Origin of the sequence: Rhodococcus sp. 15-649-2-2, assembly GCF_002258645.1 — a bacterium.
GTDB lineage: Bacteria > Actinomycetota > Actinomycetes > Mycobacteriales > Mycobacteriaceae > Rhodococcoides.
This window is the reverse complement of sequence record NZ_NPFM01000031.1, coordinates 466,620-483,024: the sequence shown is the minus strand read 5'-3', so window position 1 is coordinate 483,024 and position 16,405 is coordinate 466,620. Positions and strand designations below refer to the sequence as shown.

14 protein-coding genes are annotated in these 16,405 nt (G+C 65.9%); 5 read left to right on the top strand and 9 right to left on the bottom strand.

Annotation, left to right across the window (positions count from 1 at the left end; genetic code table 11):
* Positions 1 to 92: 92 nt before the first annotated feature.
* The 4 genes from CH305_RS22975 to CH305_RS22960 all read right to left on the bottom strand — a co-directional run bounded on the left by CH305_RS22975 (position 93) and on the right by CH305_RS22960 (position 5,429).
* Positions 93 to 2,198 carry a 3-hydroxyacyl-CoA dehydrogenase NAD-binding domain-containing protein gene (locus CH305_RS22975; protein WP_094704960.1) on the bottom strand — a complete coding sequence of 702 codons (2,106 nt, stop codon included), beginning with the start codon at positions 2,196 to 2,198 and terminating at the stop codon, positions 93 to 95.
* Complete coding sequence (locus CH305_RS22970; RefSeq protein ID WP_094704959.1) at positions 2,195 to 3,421, bottom strand: acetyl-CoA C-acyltransferase; 1,227 nt, start codon at positions 3,419 to 3,421, stop codon at positions 2,195 to 2,197. The genes CH305_RS22975 and CH305_RS22970 overlap by 4 nt, the downstream gene beginning before the upstream one ends.
* A 72-nt stretch (positions 3,422 to 3,493) precedes the next feature.
* Positions 3,494 to 4,789 carry a ribonuclease D gene (locus CH305_RS22965; RefSeq protein ID WP_094704958.1) on the bottom strand — a complete coding sequence of 432 codons (1,296 nt, stop codon included), beginning with the start codon at positions 4,787 to 4,789 and terminating at the stop codon, positions 3,494 to 3,496.
* Positions 4,790 to 4,829: 40 nt separating this feature from the next.
* Complete coding sequence (locus tag CH305_RS22960) at positions 4,830 to 5,429, bottom strand: DUF3000 domain-containing protein (RefSeq protein ID WP_032403309.1); 600 nt, start codon at positions 5,427 to 5,429, stop codon at positions 4,830 to 4,832.
* A gap of 125 nt (positions 5,430 to 5,554) precedes the next feature.
* On the opposite strand from CH305_RS22960, the gene hemE reads away from it, so the two are divergent.
* From hemE to CH305_RS22935, 5 genes are read left to right on the top strand one after another with little or no spacing between them, the layout of a single operon-like run.
* Positions 5,555 to 6,628, top strand: coding sequence for a uroporphyrinogen decarboxylase (gene hemE / locus CH305_RS22955; protein ID WP_032403646.1), 1,074 nt, complete (start codon positions 5,555 to 5,557; stop codon positions 6,626 to 6,628).
* Positions 6,625 to 7,980, top strand: a complete 1,356-nt coding sequence (locus tag CH305_RS22950) for a protoporphyrinogen oxidase (protein ID WP_094704957.1) — start codon at positions 6,625 to 6,627, stop codon at positions 7,978 to 7,980. Before hemE ends, CH305_RS22950 begins: the two co-directional genes overlap by 4 nt.
* 4 nt (positions 7,981 to 7,984) lie before the next feature.
* Positions 7,985 to 8,680, top strand: coding sequence for a hydrogen peroxide-dependent heme synthase (gene hemQ, locus CH305_RS22945; RefSeq protein WP_032377758.1), 696 nt, complete (start codon positions 7,985 to 7,987; stop codon positions 8,678 to 8,680).
* Positions 8,677 to 9,381 carry an HAD family hydrolase gene (locus CH305_RS22940; RefSeq protein WP_032403311.1) on the top strand — a complete coding sequence of 235 codons (705 nt, stop codon included), beginning with the start codon at positions 8,677 to 8,679 and terminating at the stop codon, positions 9,379 to 9,381. Before hemQ ends, CH305_RS22940 begins: the two co-directional genes overlap by 4 nt.
* A 13-nt stretch (positions 9,382 to 9,394) precedes the next feature.
* The gene (locus tag CH305_RS22935; protein WP_179278378.1) at positions 9,395 to 11,716 is read left to right on the top strand and encodes a molybdopterin-dependent oxidoreductase; all 2,322 of its coding nucleotides are present in this window, start codon (positions 9,395 to 9,397) and stop codon (positions 11,714 to 11,716) included.
* On the opposite strand, the gene CH305_RS22930 is transcribed toward CH305_RS22935, so the two are convergent.
* The 5 genes from CH305_RS22930 to CH305_RS22910 all read right to left on the bottom strand — a co-directional run bounded on the left by CH305_RS22930 (position 11,694) and on the right by CH305_RS22910 (position 16,399).
* Complete coding sequence (locus tag CH305_RS22930; RefSeq protein ID WP_170944821.1) at positions 11,694 to 12,152, bottom strand: MaoC family dehydratase; 459 nt, start codon at positions 12,150 to 12,152, stop codon at positions 11,694 to 11,696. The genes CH305_RS22935 and CH305_RS22930 overlap by 23 nt on opposite strands.
* A 28-nt stretch (positions 12,153 to 12,180) precedes the next feature.
* Positions 12,181 to 12,609 carry a peptide-methionine (R)-S-oxide reductase MsrB gene (msrB, locus tag CH305_RS22925; protein WP_057478620.1) on the bottom strand — a complete coding sequence of 143 codons (429 nt, stop codon included), beginning with the start codon at positions 12,607 to 12,609 and terminating at the stop codon, positions 12,181 to 12,183.
* A 27-nt stretch (positions 12,610 to 12,636) separates the two neighbouring features.
* On the bottom strand, positions 12,637 to 13,875 hold the full coding sequence (locus tag CH305_RS22920; RefSeq protein ID WP_094610485.1) for a glycosyltransferase family 87 protein: 1,239 nt from the start codon (positions 13,873 to 13,875) through the stop codon (positions 12,637 to 12,639).
* A 114-nt stretch (positions 13,876 to 13,989) separates the two neighbouring features.
* Entirely contained in the window at positions 13,990 to 15,564 is a 1,575-nt protein-coding gene (locus tag CH305_RS22915) for an alpha/beta hydrolase (protein WP_094704956.1), read from the bottom strand.
* A gap of 46 nt (positions 15,565 to 15,610) precedes the next feature.
* Positions 15,611 to 16,399: a pyrimidine reductase family protein gene (locus tag CH305_RS22910; RefSeq protein ID WP_037153167.1), complete on the bottom strand. Its 789-nt coding sequence runs from the start codon at positions 16,397 to 16,399 to the stop codon at positions 15,611 to 15,613.
* Positions 16,400 to 16,405: the final 6 nt, after the last annotated feature.

Genomic DNA, 16,405 nt, shown 5'->3' with positions numbered 1-16,405 from the left:
CGCACCATAGCGCGAGCGAACGATGCCGAGTTCGAGGTCATGGACGAAAATCCGGAGAAATCCGTCCACAACCTCGAACTCGACGGGCGGTTCTAGACGCTGGCTACGCCCGGAGCCAGGAAGCGCTGACCGGTTGCGGCCTCGGATGCACCGCTGCGGTCCAGGTACGGGGTGATGCCGCCGTTCCAGAATCCGAAGCCGCCGCCGAGGAGCAGGCAGAGGTCGATATCCTCGGCAGCCGCGACGACGCCCTCGTCGAGCATGATCCGGATCTCGTCGGCGAATGCGTTGCGGGTGCGTTCGAGCACCTGCTCGGCAGTGGACGGCGAATCTCCCTGTGGCCACAGTGCAGCCACCTCGGGATCGACGACCTGGCCCTCGGGGCCGTACGTCCACACGCCCGGCTTCTTCGCCTCGACGAGTGCACGGAATCCGGGGGAGTCCTTGAACCGCTCCGGGTATGCCTCGCCGAGAGTTTCCGCTGTGTGCAGTGCGACCGCAGGGCCGACGAGAGCCAGCAGGGTCAGCGGGCTCATCGGCATGCCGAGTTCGCCCACCGCGCCGTCGGCGACGTCGAACGGCGTGCCCTCGTCGATGGCACTGATGATCTCGTTGGACGCGCGGGTGACGAGACGATTGAAGACGAATCCGGGGAGATCGGCCGACAACACGGCCGACTTCTTCAGTGTCTTGGCCGTCGCGAATGCCGTTGCGAGAGTGGCGTCGTCGGTCTTCTCGCCCTTGACGACCTCGAGCAGCGGAAGAACGGCCACGGGGTTGAAGAAGTGGAAGCCGACGACCCGCTCGGGGTGCTTCAGATCGGCCGCCATCTTCGTGATCGACAACGAGGAGGTGTTGGTCGCGAGAATCGTTTCGGCAGAGACGAATTCCTCGACCTCGGCGAACACCTTCTTCTTGACGTCGAGGTTCTCGAAGACTGCCTCGATGACGAAGTCGGTGTTCGCAAAGGCGGACTTGTCGATCGAGCCGGACACCAACGCCTTCAACCGATTTGCGGCGTCGGGGGACAGGCGCTTCTTACCGAGCAGCTTGTCGATCTCGCCGTGGACGTAGCCGACACCCTTGTCGATGCGCTCCTGATCGATGTCGGTGAGGATCACCGGCACCTTCAGCTGCCGCACGAACAGCAACGCGAGCTGGCTGGCCATCAAACCTGCACCGACGATGCCGACGCCGGAGATCTTGCGGGCGAGGGACTTGTCGGGTGCACCGGCAGGCCGCTTTGCGCGCTTCTGCACCAGATCGAAGGCGTACAGCCCGGCACGCAATTCGTCCTTTACCAACAGGGTCGACAGGGCCTCGTCCTCGGCGGCGAAGGCCGTGTCGAGCGAGGCGGAGTCGGTGATGTCGGTGTTCTTGGCGAGCTCTAGCAGTTCGACAGCGGCGACGGGGCCGGGGGCGAAGTTGTTGGTCTTGCCCGCCACGATGCCCTTGGCGCGGGCGATGGCGTCGTCCCACGCCTGTCCGCGGTCGATCTCGGGACGAGCCGGGGTGATCTCGCCCTTGATCACCTGAGCAGCCCACGCGAGGGACTGCTCGAGGAAGTCGGCTCCGCCGAAGAGGGCGTCGGCGATGCCGAGATCGAGTGCCTGCTGCGGCTTGAGGACGCGGTTCTGGTTCAGTGCGTTCTCGATGACGACGGTGACAGCGTTCGAGGCTCCGATGATGTTGGGCAGCAACTGGGTTCCGCCCCATCCCGGTACCAGGCCGAGGAAGGCCTCGGGCAAACCGAGTGCGGCAGCGTTCTCCGCGACGGTCCGGTAGTGCGAGTGCAGTCCCACTTCGAGGCCACCGCCGAGTGCGGCACCGTTGATGAAGGCGAATGTCGGAATCGTGGACTCGCGCAGGCGACGGAAGACCTTGTGCCCGAGCTGCCCGATCTGCAGCGCCTCGTCCTTGGTCTTGATGTTCGGTACGCCGTTGAGGTCGGCACCGACTGCGAAGATGAACGGCTTGCCGGTGACGGCGATGGCCACCGGGTTCGCTGCGAAGGCCTCGTCGAGGGCCGCGTCGAACTTGGCCAGTCCGCCGGGACCGAAGGTCGACGGCTTGGTGTGATCGAAGCCGTTGTCGAGCGTCACGAGGGCGATGGTGCCCTCGAGCCCCGGTACGGAGACGATCTTGGTGAACGCGTTCGTGACTACCTCGTCGCTGAACGCTGTGGTGATGTCACTCATTTGGCTGCTCCCGAGTAGTCAGCGTGGTTGGGGTTCTCCCAGATGACGGTGCCGCCCATGCCGAGACCGATGCACATGGTCGTCAGGCCGTAGCGGACGTCGGGCTGCTGAGCGAACTGGCGGCTCAGCTGGGTCATCAGGCGGACGCCCGAGGACGCGAGGGGGTGGCCACACGCGATGGCACCTCCCCACTGGTTGACGCGGGGATCGTCGTCGGCGATGCCGTAGTGCTCGAGGAAGGCGAGTACCTGGATGGCGAAGGCCTCGTTGATCTCGAACAGGCCGATGTCTTCGATGCTCAATCCCGTTCGGCCGAGCAGTTTTTCGGTCGCGGGGACCGGTCCGATGCCCATGACGGCCGGGTCGACGCCTGCGAAGCTGAAGCCGACCATGCGCATGCCGATGTTCAGGCCGAGTTCGTGCGCGGTGTCCTCGCCGGCGAGGATCGCGGCGGTGGCACCGTCGTTGAGTCCCGCGGCGTTGCCTGCGGTGACGCGGCCGGCAGGGCGGAACGGCGTCTTGAGCTTGGCGAGGTCTTCGACGGTGGTGCCGGGACGAGGCGGCTCGTCCTCGGTGGCCAGGCCCCACCCTGCGGCGGACTTGGTGGCGACGGGAACGAGGGTGTCGGCGATGTAGCCGGCCTTCTTCGCTGCGTCGTACTTGTTCTGGCTCGCGACGGCGTAGGTGTCGGTGCGGTCCTTGGTGATGCTCGGGAACCGGTCGTGCAGGTTCTCGGCGGTGTTGCCCATCACCAGGGCGCTGGGATCGACCAGCTTGTCGGCGAGGAAGCGCGGGTTGGGGTCGACGCCCTCACCCATCGGGTGGCGGCCCATGTGCTCGACGCCACCGGCGATGACGACGTCGTACTGGCCGAAGCCGATGCCCGATCCGGTGGTGGTCACCGAGGTCATTGCACCCGCACACATGCGGTCGATGGCGAATCCGGGGACGCTGCGGGGGAGTCCGGCGAGCAGGGCGGACGTGCGGCCGATGGTCAGCCCTTGGTCACCGGTCTGTGTGGTCGCGGCGATGGCGACCTCGTCGATACGTTCGGGAGGGAGGTTGGGGTTCTTGCGAAGAAGTTCGCGGATTGCCTTGACGACCAGGTCGTCTGCGCGAGTGTCGGCGTACATGCCCTTGGGGCCTGCTTTGCCGAACGGGGTACGGATGCCGTCGACGAAGACAACATTCCTTTGTGAGCTGGTGGACGCGGGTACAGACACGCTTTTCGATCCTCCCGACAGATGCGGACGACTCGCCCGGGTGCCCGGACGCGCCACCTACTGTAGCGGGTATTACCCGCCGGTAACTTGGGAAGGGTGCAGTGCCTTCGCCAGAACCGGTACCACCAGCGAGCGTTGCCAGGGCCGCGCCCCTCCCTCGGTCAGCCGACTGTCGATCAGCTCTCCGGGATCGAGGCCTTCGTCGTCAGGAGTCCGCCAATCCCACACCAATCGACGGAGCAGATCCGGCATCAGGAGGTTCTCGACCGGAACCGACACCGACTCGCTGAGGTCGGTCATCGCCGCTCGTACGTCGGCGAGCCTGGCCGCCGCGTCAGGATCGCGACGCGCCCATCGATTGACCGGGGGCGGGCCGTCGAAAGACGCTGCCATGGAGGGCAACTCGGAGGTCGGTAGGGCCCGCGCACGCGTGAGCGCCGACGCCCACAGGCGGGAAGATCGACGCTGGCGAGGACCGCCGAAGACCGGTAGTTGCTCGAGCTCGCGCGAGGTCTTCGGATCGGCAGTTGCCGCCGCCACGATCGCCGAGTCCGGCAACACCCGGCTCGGCGCCACGTCACGTTTGGCCGCCAATTCGTCTCGGGTGGTCCATAGTTCGCGGACGGCCGCGAGCGTGCGGGGAGACTTGATCGCGTGAATCCCGGATGTCCGACGCCACCTGTCGGTCTTGGGTTTGGGCGGTCCGAGAGAGAGGATGTGGGCGAATTCCTGTGCCGCCCAGTCCGTTTTGCCTTGTCGTTCGAGCTCCGCGGCCATTTCGTCGCGAAGCTCGAGCAGAACTTCGACGTCGAGCGCGGCGTAGTTGAGCCAGGTGTCGGGCAGGGGACGAGTGGACCAGTCGGCAGCGCCGTGGCCCTTCTGTAGCGCCAGTCCGAGGGTGCGTTCGACGATGGCGCCGAGGCCGACGCGTTCGAATCCGGCGAGACGGCCGGCGAGCTCGGTGTCGTAGAGCGTGGCGGGGACCAGGCCGAGTTCGGCCAGCCCCGGGAGGTCCTGATCGGCGGAGTGCAGCACCCATTCGAGCGGGTTGATCACCTCGGCGAGAGGCGCGAGGTCGCCGGTGACCGGGATCGGATCGAGCAGAACGGTGCCCGCTCCGCGGCGACGAAACTGCAGCAGGTAGGCGCGCTGGGAGTACCGAAAGCCCGACGCGCGTTCGGCATCGACCGCGAGAGGCCCGTGACCTGCGGCGAGGAGCTTCGCGGCCGCGAGAACGGCGTCCGGTGTGTCCACGACATCGGGCACACCGTCAGCCGGGGCAAGCAACGGAACGGCGACCGGCTCGTTGACCTGCTCGTCCGACGTGGCGTCGTCCGACGTGGCGTCGGGGGAACTCTCGGCTGACATGGACAGTGACTCTAAGCCCTACGGTCGGTGGGTCCGGAGACTATGTCCGGCTGGAACTGCGTCGACCGAGGGTCGTGATGCCCGCGGGCGGCAGACCTGCCGCGTACGCGAGAACCTCGCAGAAGGCCTCGACGTGTGTCGAGAGGTCCTCGGACGTCGCGGTCCAGGACGCGCGAAGTTCGAGCTGATGGGCCTTGGGGGGACCGGCGATGTCGCCGTAACGCACCGAGCTGGTCGAGGTGACGGTGCCGCCGAGTGCGTTGAGCGGCTCCGACCGTGACTCCAGTGCGTCGACCAGCCAACTCCACCCGACCTCGGGAAGCAGAGGATCGTCGGCCAGCGATTCGTCGACGTCCGCTTGAATGTAGGCAACCAGTCGAAGAGTGCCGTTCCAGGCTTCTGCACCGTCGGGGTCGTACAGCAGGATCAGGCGGCCGAAGGCGTCACCGTCACTCTGTTCGTCGACCTGGTCGGAATCGGGATGCTTGACCTCGGCCCCGATCGCATAGCTGTAGGGGGCGAGACGCTGCGGCGGCCGGATCGGACCGATTTCGATCGCCGGGTGTACCTGGGCCCGATGCATCGCGTCGATGGCGGCGCGGAAAGGCGCAGGTTCGGCGGTGGATTCGGGTTCGGTCACGTGATCGGACGTTAGACGCGTCACGTTGTCCGGCGGCGGAGGCGCGCCGAGCCGTGATAGAACCGAAGTGGGTGTGTCGCCCTTGGTGGCAGAAGCTTTCCTGACGCGTGGCAGCATGGAACTCGATGAACGCCGAAGCACACACCACAGCCCCCGCCCGTCGAGAACTCCCGGACGCGCCGTTCTTGGCCGCGATCGCCGGTGAAACGCCCTCGCGTCGGCCGGTGTGGTTCATGCGTCAGGCCGGCAGGTCTCTCCCCGAATACCGAAAGATCCGCGCCGGCATCGGCATGCTGGATTCGTGCTTCCGACCGGATCTGGTGGCCGAGATCACTCTGCAACCTGTCCGTCGACACGATGTGGACGCGGCAATCCTGTTCTCGGACATCGTGGTTCCGCTCAAGGCTGCCGGTATCGATCTCGACATCGTTGCCGGTACCGGTCCGGTCGTGGCTCAGCCGGTGCGTTCGGCGGCCGATGTCGCGGCGCTCCCCACGTTGACCGCCGATCAGGTCGAGCCGGTGGCCGATGCGGTGCGGATCCTCACCAGGGAGCTCGCGGGCACGCCGCTCATCGGGTTCGCCGGAGCGCCGTTCACCCTCGCGTCCTACCTGGTCGAGGGTGGCCCCAGTCGCAATCACGAGAAGACCAAGGCGCTGATGCGCTCCGACCCGGCGACCTGGCATGCCCTGCTCGACGCGCTGGCGACCACAACGATCACATTCCTGCAGGCTCAGTTGGCCGCCGGAGTGGACGCGGTGCAGGTGTTCGACTCGTGGGCGGGTGCGCTGTCGCTCGCCGACTACCGCGAGTACGTGCTGCCGCACTCGACGCGAGTGTTCGACGCCGTGTCCTCGGCGGGCGTTCCCAAGATTCATTTCGGGGTCGGTACCGGCGAGTTGCTCGGTGCGATGGGTGAGGCCGGCGCCGATGTGGTCGGTGTCGACTGGCGGATTCCGCTCGACGACGCCGTGCACCGAGTCGGTGGCGGCAAGGTCTTGCAGGGAAATCTCGATCCGGCGGTGCTGTTCGCCGGCTGGGATGCCGTCGAGGCCGAAGTTCGACGTATTGCCGCCGAAGCCGACCGCGCGGTGGCGGCCGGTGCGCGGGGGCATGTGTTCAATCTCGGACACGGCGTGTTGCCCGACACCGATCCCGAGATTCTGACCCGGGTGGTCTCGTTGGTGCATTCGTTGTGACGCTGCGGCGCTACGCCGTGGTCGGCGGCGGGATCTCCGGCCTCGTCGCGGCGTATCGCCTCCGGCAGGCCTGTGGTCCCGATGCGGAGATCACTCTCGTCGAGGCATCCCCTCGCCTCGGTGGCACCCTGCGGACCACCGAGGTCGGTGCCGAGTCGCTCGACGTCGGCGCGGAAGCGTTCATCGGTCGTCGTCCGGAAGTACCGGCTCTGCTCGCCGAACTCGGCCTGTCGGATCAGCTGGTGCACCCGTCGTCGGCGCGTCCGCTGGTCTTCTCGGGCGGCCGAACGCATGCGCTCCCGTTGGGCACCTTGATGGGTATCCCGTCCTCTGCCGATTCCGTGCGGGATCTGGTGGACCCGGAGGAACTGCACCTCATCGAGACCGAAACAACACGGCCGTTCACGTGGACCGCGGGCTCGGACGTCAGCGTGGCCGATCTCGTGGGCAGCCGCTTCGGCTCCCAGGTCGTGAGCCGTTCGGTCGATCCGCTGCTCGGCGGCGTGTACTCCGGCTCGGCGAGCTCGATCGGCGTCCGGGCTGCCCTTCCGACGTTGGCAGCCGCATTGGACGGCGGGGCAGCGAGCCTCACCGAGGCAGTGCTGGCGGCATTGCCCACGCCGTCGCCCGGACCGGTGTTCGGCGGCCTGCGCGACGGCTATGCGGTGCTGCTCGATGCGCTGATCGCCGCGACCGATGCCCGGACGATCGTCGACGCAGGCACCGGCGAGGTACGCCGTGAGGCGAACGGCTGGTACGTCGATCGCGTGGGCGTCGTGGACGGACTGGTCCTGGCGGTACCCGCGCCCGTCCTCGGTCACCTGATCGCCGCGGTGGCACCCGAGGCCTCGCGGGCGGCACGCAGTATCGAGCTGGCGTCGTCGGTGGTCGTAGCGCTGGCCTTTCCGAAAGCGACCGAGTTGCCCCAGAATTCGGGCATTCTCGTGGCCACGGACGCAGGCCTCGATGTCAAAGCGTTCACATTGTCGAGCCGGAAGTGGCCACACCTGGGGGAGCGTGACGCGGTATTGCTGCGGGCCTCGCTCGGCCGGTTCGGAGACTCCACGGCCTCGGACCGATCCGAGGCCGAGTCGATCGAGACGGCGCTGCGGGATCTGCGAACGGTTGCGAACATCGACACCCCACCACTGGCCGCGACAGTGCAGCGCTGGCCGGGCGGTCTGCCGCAATATGCGCCCGGGCACCTCGATCGCGTCGCCGCCGTGGAGTCCGGTGTTGCCGACCTCCCCGGCCTCGAGGTCACTGGAGCCTGGCAGCGCGGTGTCGGTGTACCCGCGTGTATTGCGTCCGCCACCACCGCTGCCGCCCGTCTGGTCGAGGTGGCACGATAGGGCCATGGCACGCCTCGATTACTCAGCGCTCAATTCGACACTCCGCTATCTGATGTTCTCGGTCTACAAGGTCACGCCCGGTGTGCTGGGCGACGATCGGGCCGCAGCAGCCAAGGAGGCGAAAGTCTTCTTCGAAGGTCGTGAAGACAAGGGCGTCGCAGTGCGGGGTGTGTACGACATCGCCGGCATGCGCGCCGACGCCGATTTCATGGTCTGGACGCATGCCGAGCGCATCGAGGACCTGCAAGCCACCTATTCCGACTTCCGGCGCACCACCGCGCTGGGCAAGGCAAGCACTCCGGTCTGGAGCAACACCGCACTGCACCGCCCGGCGGAGTTCAACAAGAGTCACGTTCCGGCTTTCATCGCGGGTGAGGATCCGGGTGCGTACATCTGCGTCTACCCGTTCGTCCGGTCGATCGACTGGTATCTGCTGCCCGACGACGAGCGCCGCACGATGCTCGCCGACCACGGCAAGGCCGCGCGTGACTACAAGGACGTGCGCGCGAACACCGTGCCGTCGTTCGCACTGGGCGACTACGAGTGGATTCTGGCCTTCGAGGCTCCCGAGTTGGACCGCATCGTCGATCTGATGCGGGATCTGCGTGCCACCGAGGCGCGACGGCACGTGCGTGAGGAGACCCCGTTCTTCACCGGCCCGCGGGTCGAGGTGGACGCACTCGTCGAATCACTGCCGTGACCACGACGGGCACATCGACGATCGAGGCCGTCCTGTTCGACTTCTCGGGCACGCTGTTTCGGCTCGAGGAGGATCCCACCTGGTTCGACGGCATCCATGACGCAGACGGCACCCCGGTCGACGGTGCCGGAGCCGCGGAACTGATGCGGCGTATGACCGCGCCGGTAGGCGAGACAGTCGAGTTCGACGATGCAACGCGTCATGCCTGGCGAAACCGAGACCTCGATCCGGCACTGCACCGGCAGGCCTATCTGCACGTGCTCGAGCAGTCCGGTGTCACGGACCGTGCGCAGGCGGAATCGGTTTACGGGCGGGTGATCGATGCCGATTCGTGGACGCCGTACCCGGATACCGAGTCGGTCCTGAAAAAGCTTGCTGCCGAGTCGATTCGGGTCGGTGTGCTGAGCAACATCGCCTTCGACATCCGTCCTGCGTTCGTCGATCGCGGTCTCGATCGGTACGTCGACGAGTTCGTGCTCTCGTTCGAGGTAGGTCACGTCAAACCGCAGCCCGAGATCTTCCGGCACGCAGTCGCGAGCTTGGGCGTCGACCCTTCGGTGACATTGATGGTGGGCGACAGCGCCGAGGCCGACGGTGCGGCGAGGGAGATCGGGTGCAGCTTCGCGCTCGTCGATCCCGTACCGACGGTCGAGCGTCCGGATGCACTGCTGGCAGCGTTGAGCGCGTTCGGAATTCGATGACCGGAGTAGTTCGATGACCGGAGTGGCCGGCGTCCAGCACATGGGCCACTGGGGCATGTTTCGTGCCGAGTCGGACGGACGCGATGTCACCGCTGTTCATCCCGAGGTCTCGGACAGCAATCCTTCCCCGGTGTTGGGTAACCTCGTCGGGTCGGTGACCCACCGATCGCGCGTTACCTCACCCGCGGTACGCAGAGGCTGGCTCGAGCGCGGCCCGGGGCCGACCGACGACCGTGGCAGCGACGAGTTCGTCGAGGTGTCGTGGGACGAGTTGACCGAGCTCCTGTCCAACGAATTGCGCAGAGTTGTCGGCACATACGGCAACAGCGCCATCTACGGCGGCTCGTACGGGTGGGCGAGTGCCGGACGCTTCCATCACGCGCAGAGTCAGGTGCATCGATTCCTCAACTGCATCGGCGGTTACACCCGATCGGTGCACAGCTACTCACTGGGTGCGACCGGTGTCATCATGCCGCACGTACTCGGTGCGCACTGGAAGATGTTCTCGCGCTCCACGTCCTGGAACGTGATCGCCGCGCACACCGACCTACTCGTGGCCTTCGGCGGCGTTCCGGTGAAGAACACCGGTATCAATCACGGCGGTACGTCGGACCATCCGACGGTCGATTCGCTCGACGCGATGCGTGCTCGCGGCGGACAGATCGTCTCGGTCAGTCCGCTGCGCAACGACATGAGCGGCGACGCTCGATGGATCGCGCCGCGACCCGGAACCGACGTGGCGATGATGTTGGCTCTCGCATTCGTGCTCGCCGACGAAAAGTTGCACGACACAGCCTTTCTCGACACGTACTGCGAGGGCTATCCGGAGTTCGAGCGGTACCTGCTCGGCGTCTCGGACGGCACACCCAAGACCCCGCAGTGGGCGTCGACGATCTGCGGCATCGAGGCTGCGGTGATCGCGGATCTCGCGCGGGAGATGGCGTCGAAGCGCACGATGGTCACCGTCACGTGGTCACTGCAACGGACGCAGCACGGCGAGCAGGCCCCGTGGATGGGCATCACGCTGGCATCGATGTTGGGTCAGATCGGCGTGCCCGGCGGGGGATTCGGACACGGCTACGGCTCGATGAACGAGCCCGGTCTGGCCCCGGTGCCGTATCCGTTACCGACCCTGCCGCAGGGAATCAATCCGGTGCCCGATCTGATTCCGGTGGCGGCGGTCTCGGACATGTTGCTCGATCCCGGTGGCCAATTCGACTACGACGGTCAGCGATTGACGTATCCGGACATCAAGGTCGTCTACTGGGCCGGCGGCAATCCGTTCCACCACCACCAGGATCTCGGACGGCTTCGTCGTGCTCTCGGCAGACCCGACACCGTCGTGGTACACGATCCCTACTGGACACCGATGGCCAAGCACGCCGACATCGTCGTCCCGTCGACCACGTCACTGGAACGGTCCGATCTGAGCTGCACACGCAACGATCCGTTGCTGGTCGCCATGGAGCCGGCCGCCGCCCGGTACGCGGACGCTCGCGACGACTACGACACGTTCGCCGAGCTGGCCACGAAACTCGGTGTGGGGGAGCAGTTCACCGAGGGGCGTACCTCGGAGCAGTGGCTGGAGCATCTGTACGGGCAGTGGCGCGGATATCTACGCGCGGGTGGCGTCGCGACCCCGGAGTTCGAGGCCTTCCGGCGTGAGGGTTCGTTCCGAATGCAGACCGAGGACGATCTGACGTTCCTCCACGACTTCCGAACAGACCCGGTGGGGAACGCCCTGCGTACCCCGAGCGGCAAGATCGAGATCTTCTCGGCAACGGTTGCGGGCTTCGACTACGACGACTGCCGAGGGCATCCGATGTGGTTCGAGCCGCAGGAGTGGCTCGGCGGGCCACGCGCCCAGCAGTTTCCGTTGCACCTGATCGCCAATCAGCCACGCACCAGGCTGCACAGTCAGCTCGATCACGGCGCGGTGAGCCGACACTCGAAGATTCAGGGCCGAGAGCCGATACGAATGCACCCGTCTGCGGCCGCGGCCAGGGGAATGTCGGACGGCGATGTCGTGCGGGTGTTCAACGACCGTGGCTCGTGCCTGGCCGGTGTCGTTGTCGACGACGCGATGTTGGAAACGGTGGTGCAGCTGTCCACGGGTGCCTGGTACGACCCGCTCGATCCAGCTGATCCCGGCTCGATGTGCAAGCACGGCAGCGTGAACGTACTTACCGCGGACGACGGGGCGTCCTCGCTGTCGCGTGGATGCACAGGACAACATGTGCTGGTGGAGATCGAACGCTACGACGAACCACTGCCGCCGATCACCGCGTTCGATCCACCAGTTCGATCAGGGGTCAGAACACGACCCGAGAGATGATCTCGGCGACCAGCGCCGGCTTGTCCTCGCCCTCGATCTGCAATGTTCCCGCTGTCACTATCTGCAGTGCTCCGCCGGATACCTCTTCGACCGAGACGAGGGTGGTCTGCAGGCGCACGTGGGCTCCGACCTTCACCGGGTTGATGAAGCGAACCTTGTTGGAGCCGTAATTGATTCCGAGCTTGGTGTTCTCGATCGTGTAGATCTGCCAGTTGAGCATCGACACCAGGGACAGGCTCAGGAATCCGTGTGCGATCGGCGCGCCGAACGGGCTTTCCTTCTTCGCCCGCTCGACATCCACGTGAATCCACTGGTGATCGCCGGTCGCGTCGGCGAAGGTGTTGACCCGTTCCTGGGTGATCTGCAGCCAGTCACTGGTGCCGAGGTCTTCGCCGACGGCCGCTTTGATCTGCTCTGGTGAGGTGAAAGTGCGCATGTTCACAGTATGGATGAATCAGCGCCGATCAGGATGCAGGCTTGAGTACCAGCGAGATCGAGTTGATGCAGTAGCGCTGGTCGGTCGGCGTGGGGTAGCCCTCGCCCTCGAACACGTGGCCGAGGTGACTGTGGCAGTTGCGGCAGACGACCTCGACACGGCGCATTCCCAGCGTGGTGTCCTCTTTCAGGATCACGGCGTCGCTGTCGGCCGGGTCGAAGAACGACGGCCAGCCGCAGTGGGATTCGAACTTCTCGGTGCTGCGGAACAATTCGGCTCCGCAGGCCCGGCATTCGTAGATGCCTTCGGTGGTGGTGTCGGTGTACTCGCCGACGCCCGGGCGTTCGGTGCCTGCTTGGCGGAGCACCGCGTACTCCTCGGGGGTCAGCTTCTCGCGCCACTGTGCGTCGGTGAGCTGGACGGCGGGAGCGGAGTTGTTGTCGGTTGCTGAACTCATGCTTCCACGCTAATACGATTTGTCGGGCTATGCCGTTTTCGCTGGTGGCGCGCTCGGCAAAAGGTAGTTCGGTTCGATTCCGTCGTCCAGTCGTCCTTCGCTTCGAGCGGCGAAATAGCGCCCGACGAGAACACCGAAGATGACGACGATCAGCAGCGCCCACCCGAACGTGGTTCGGAGGTAATCGAGGGCACGGCCCGTTTCGATCCAGCGCCCGGACAGCCATCGGTCGTAGTTCATGAACCCGTAGATCGCGAGCCAGGCGGGCCAGTTGCGAAGTAGTGAGTTCTTCAGCACCACAGTCATGAGCAGCGGGAACAGCATCATCGAGTAGTACATCTGGCCCAGCGAGCCCAGCAACCAGTGCGCGGTGAGGATCAATCCCGAGGTGGTCGCGAAGAAGAACAGACGGTCCTCGCGGCAGTATCGGTACAGCAGCCACAGCGACACCAGAACCATGATCCCCAGAACCGCGCGGATGCCGAGGGTGAGCAGTTCGGGAACACCGTAGTAGCGACCGTTGCCGACGACAGCGCTGTTGAAGTAGTCGCGAGTCTGCAGCAGGTACGGCAGCGTCCGGTCGATGAAGTTCATCGGGTCGACCGACAGCGGCCAGGCGATGGCCATCATCACCACGGGGATCGCGATCGAGGTGACGAAGACCTTCCACTGACGCGTCATCAGCGGTAGCAGCAGCAGCGGCGCGAGCATCGGCTTGACCGCCAGAGTCAGACCCATGGCAACGCCGGCCGACAGGTCTTTGCGCTGGAGTAGAAACCCGAGGAACGCTACTTCGCCGAGGAGGACGAAGCCGTTGAAGTTGGTGAACACCAACGTGTTCGTCACCGTCTCGCTGACGAATGCGGCGAGGAGCAGCGCGGGAGCGGCAACCGAATCGAGCCGGAATCCGAAGATGCGCAGCAGGATGTACAGCGCCACGAGAATTGCGATGGTGCTGGCGATGATGAACAGCCAGCGAGATCGCTCTGGGTCGATGATGGCTATGGGGGAGAGCAGCATCGTCGCACTCGGTTGGTACAGGTAGTGCGGATCGACGGAGTCGAAATTCGCCGTGTACACCGGCTGTCGATTCAGGAACGCCAGAGCTGCGCTGTACACGGGATTGAAGTCGTTGGTGATATCACCGTTGACCGCCTTGATGACCACCCGCTGGATCACGGTCATGATGGCGATGGGCCACAGGGCGTACTTGATTACCTCGGCGGTCGTCCGCCCTGAACGCGGCTCCAGAAAGCTAAGTGACACCCGCGAACGGTACCCGAGCCGGTGCCGCACCAGAGAAAGGACACCCCGCAAGTTCAGCGGGCCGACCGACGGAACCTACCGGCAGGTATCGATCGCCGGAGTCCGGTCGAGGAATCAGGCGGGACAGACGGTGCCGTCGGTGGGAAGCGACGTATCGAGCGCGTAATTCACCGCAGCGCTCTGCAGACACTGCGATCCGCCGAGGCTCGGGTGTCCGCTGCCCTGCCACGCCGCCGACGCCACTGCTGCACCGGTTGCCCCGACCAGCCCGGTGACCGAGGACAGGCCTCCGTTGCCGACGATCGGGTCGCCCGCGTTCGACAGGACCAGTACCGGAACGTCCAACGAGGTGGGCAGGGGGATCGACGGTGCTGTCGGCCAGGAGGAGCACAGCAACGCTGTCAGGGCGGCGTCGGTGCCGTAGACCGGGTAGCGGTCGGTCCATTGCGACGACAGGTCACGCACGCCCTGCGGAGACGGCCACTGCTGGCCGTCCGTGCACCGGGAGACGAACTGCCCGTCGGTGCCGTAGGCATTTCGACCTCGTTCGGCGAGAGCGAGCAGAGCTGCGGTGTCGGAGCCGGCCGCTGCGGACAAGGTCGTGGACAGGGTGGTGGCCCGGGACGACGCGTCCCCTGCAGTCGATGCGAGCGCGAAGGTGATGCCGTCGAGAATTTCGTGAGTGGACAGCGGTGCGAACTCGCCACCGGCGGCGCGTCGGAGCAGCTGCTCCACAGCAGCCGTCGGATCGGCCCCGAGTGAGCAGTTCAGCGCGACGCATCGTTGTGCGAACGCCGCGAAGGCTGCTTCCTTGCCCTGGGTGCGTTGCTCGGCCAGCGTGATCTGATCGGTGTTGACCCCGGGCGGCGAATCGAGAATCAGACGCGAGATGTTGTCCGGGAACTTCGCCGCGTAGGCCAACGCGGTGAGCGCACCGTTCCCCGATCCGATCACTCCGATCTGGTTCACGCCCCAGAGCTGCCGCAGACGGTCGAGATCGTCCGCGGCGTAGGTGGTTCCGAAGGCGAGTTCCTGTGGCTGGAGTGTGTCGGTGCATTCGATGGTGGCGTCTCGGCCTGCGTCGACTGCGCGGTCGGCGGTATCGGCGTCGGATCTGGTGAACTGTCCCAGGGCATCGACTGCTGTCTTGGTAGGGGAGTCGATGGTGTCGTCGATGCAGTCCACAGCGGTGGAGCGGCCGATCCCGCGCCGATCTACGGCGACGATGGGGTGAGCTTCCAGCAGTGTCGAGAGCGGACCGGCTGCCATCGTCGCCAGTGTGGCGATAGAGGATCGATCGGAGCCGGAGGTGAACACCAGCGGACCCGCATCGGCCGGCGTTCCATCGAGTCGGGCGCGCAGAGCGCCGACGGCGAACGTGCCGAACATCTGCCCGCTGGCATCGACATCGGCCTCGTATTCGGCGCACTCGAGTGTCAGTCCGGGCGTGGTCGAGGTGAGCCCGAACGTCCCGAGAGTTGCGGCGGTGCAGTCGGCCCAGTCGAGGTCAGTCGTCGGCACGGGGAGAGCAGCCGGCTCCGGCGGAGCCTCTGCGGACGGCTCGCCGGGCTGACCGGGGGATCGTTGCTCCACCGCGACATCGGGCCGGATCGACGGCCCGGTGCCGCAGGCCGCGCACATCGTGGCCACGACGAGGACGGCGGCGAGCAACGTACGTTTCTGCGTCACCGTGCGAGGCTATCGACTTTTCGATCGATGCCGCACCGAGCGCTGCTCATGGCCGACGCACCCAGCGAGTGAGCAGCGTTCCGTCCGCGTCAGCGAGAACGTGCGCCCGCTGCATCGGTGTGTCGGAGCCACTGGCCGAGTGTGCGATGCGGCCCGCCTCTCCGGCGACGAGCATCGGCGAGATCGTCAGGCACAGATCGTCTGCCGCCCCGTCGGATGCGAGTTGCCCGAACAGTCCTGGTCCGCCCTCGCACAGGATGCGACGAAATCCGAGTTCGCTCAGCGTGTCGACGATGTCTTCGGTCGACACCGATTCACCGGACACCTCGATCACCGTTGCGCCCGCGGAACGCAGCGCGCCCACCTTCGCAGTGTCCGCCGCCACCGAGGTCAGCACCACCGGCTGCACTTCGGTGTCGGTGACGAGCCGAGAATCCGCATCGATCGAACCGGAGGCGGTGACCACCACGATCGTCGGAACCGGTGCCAATCCGCCCGCCACCCGCCGTGCCTTTGCTTCGGCGGACAGCGAGACACCGCCGTAGTTCTCGGTGCGAGCAGTTCCGGCCCCGACGAGAACGGCGTCGCACAGCTCTCGCAGAATGCCGAACAATCGTGAGTCTGCGGGGGTTCCCAGGCCCGCCGACTTTCCGTTCGCGGTGACAGATCCGTCGATGCTGGCGACGAAGTTGGTGCGGATCCACGGTCGGCCCAGGTCTGCCGGGTAGGCGTACAGGTCGCGGACGGCATCGTCGTCGAGAATCGACCCGACGGTGGACGCGGACTCGGCGGCCTGCTCCGATGTGAAGTAGGTCCCAATATCGAGAAGCTGCATGAGAGA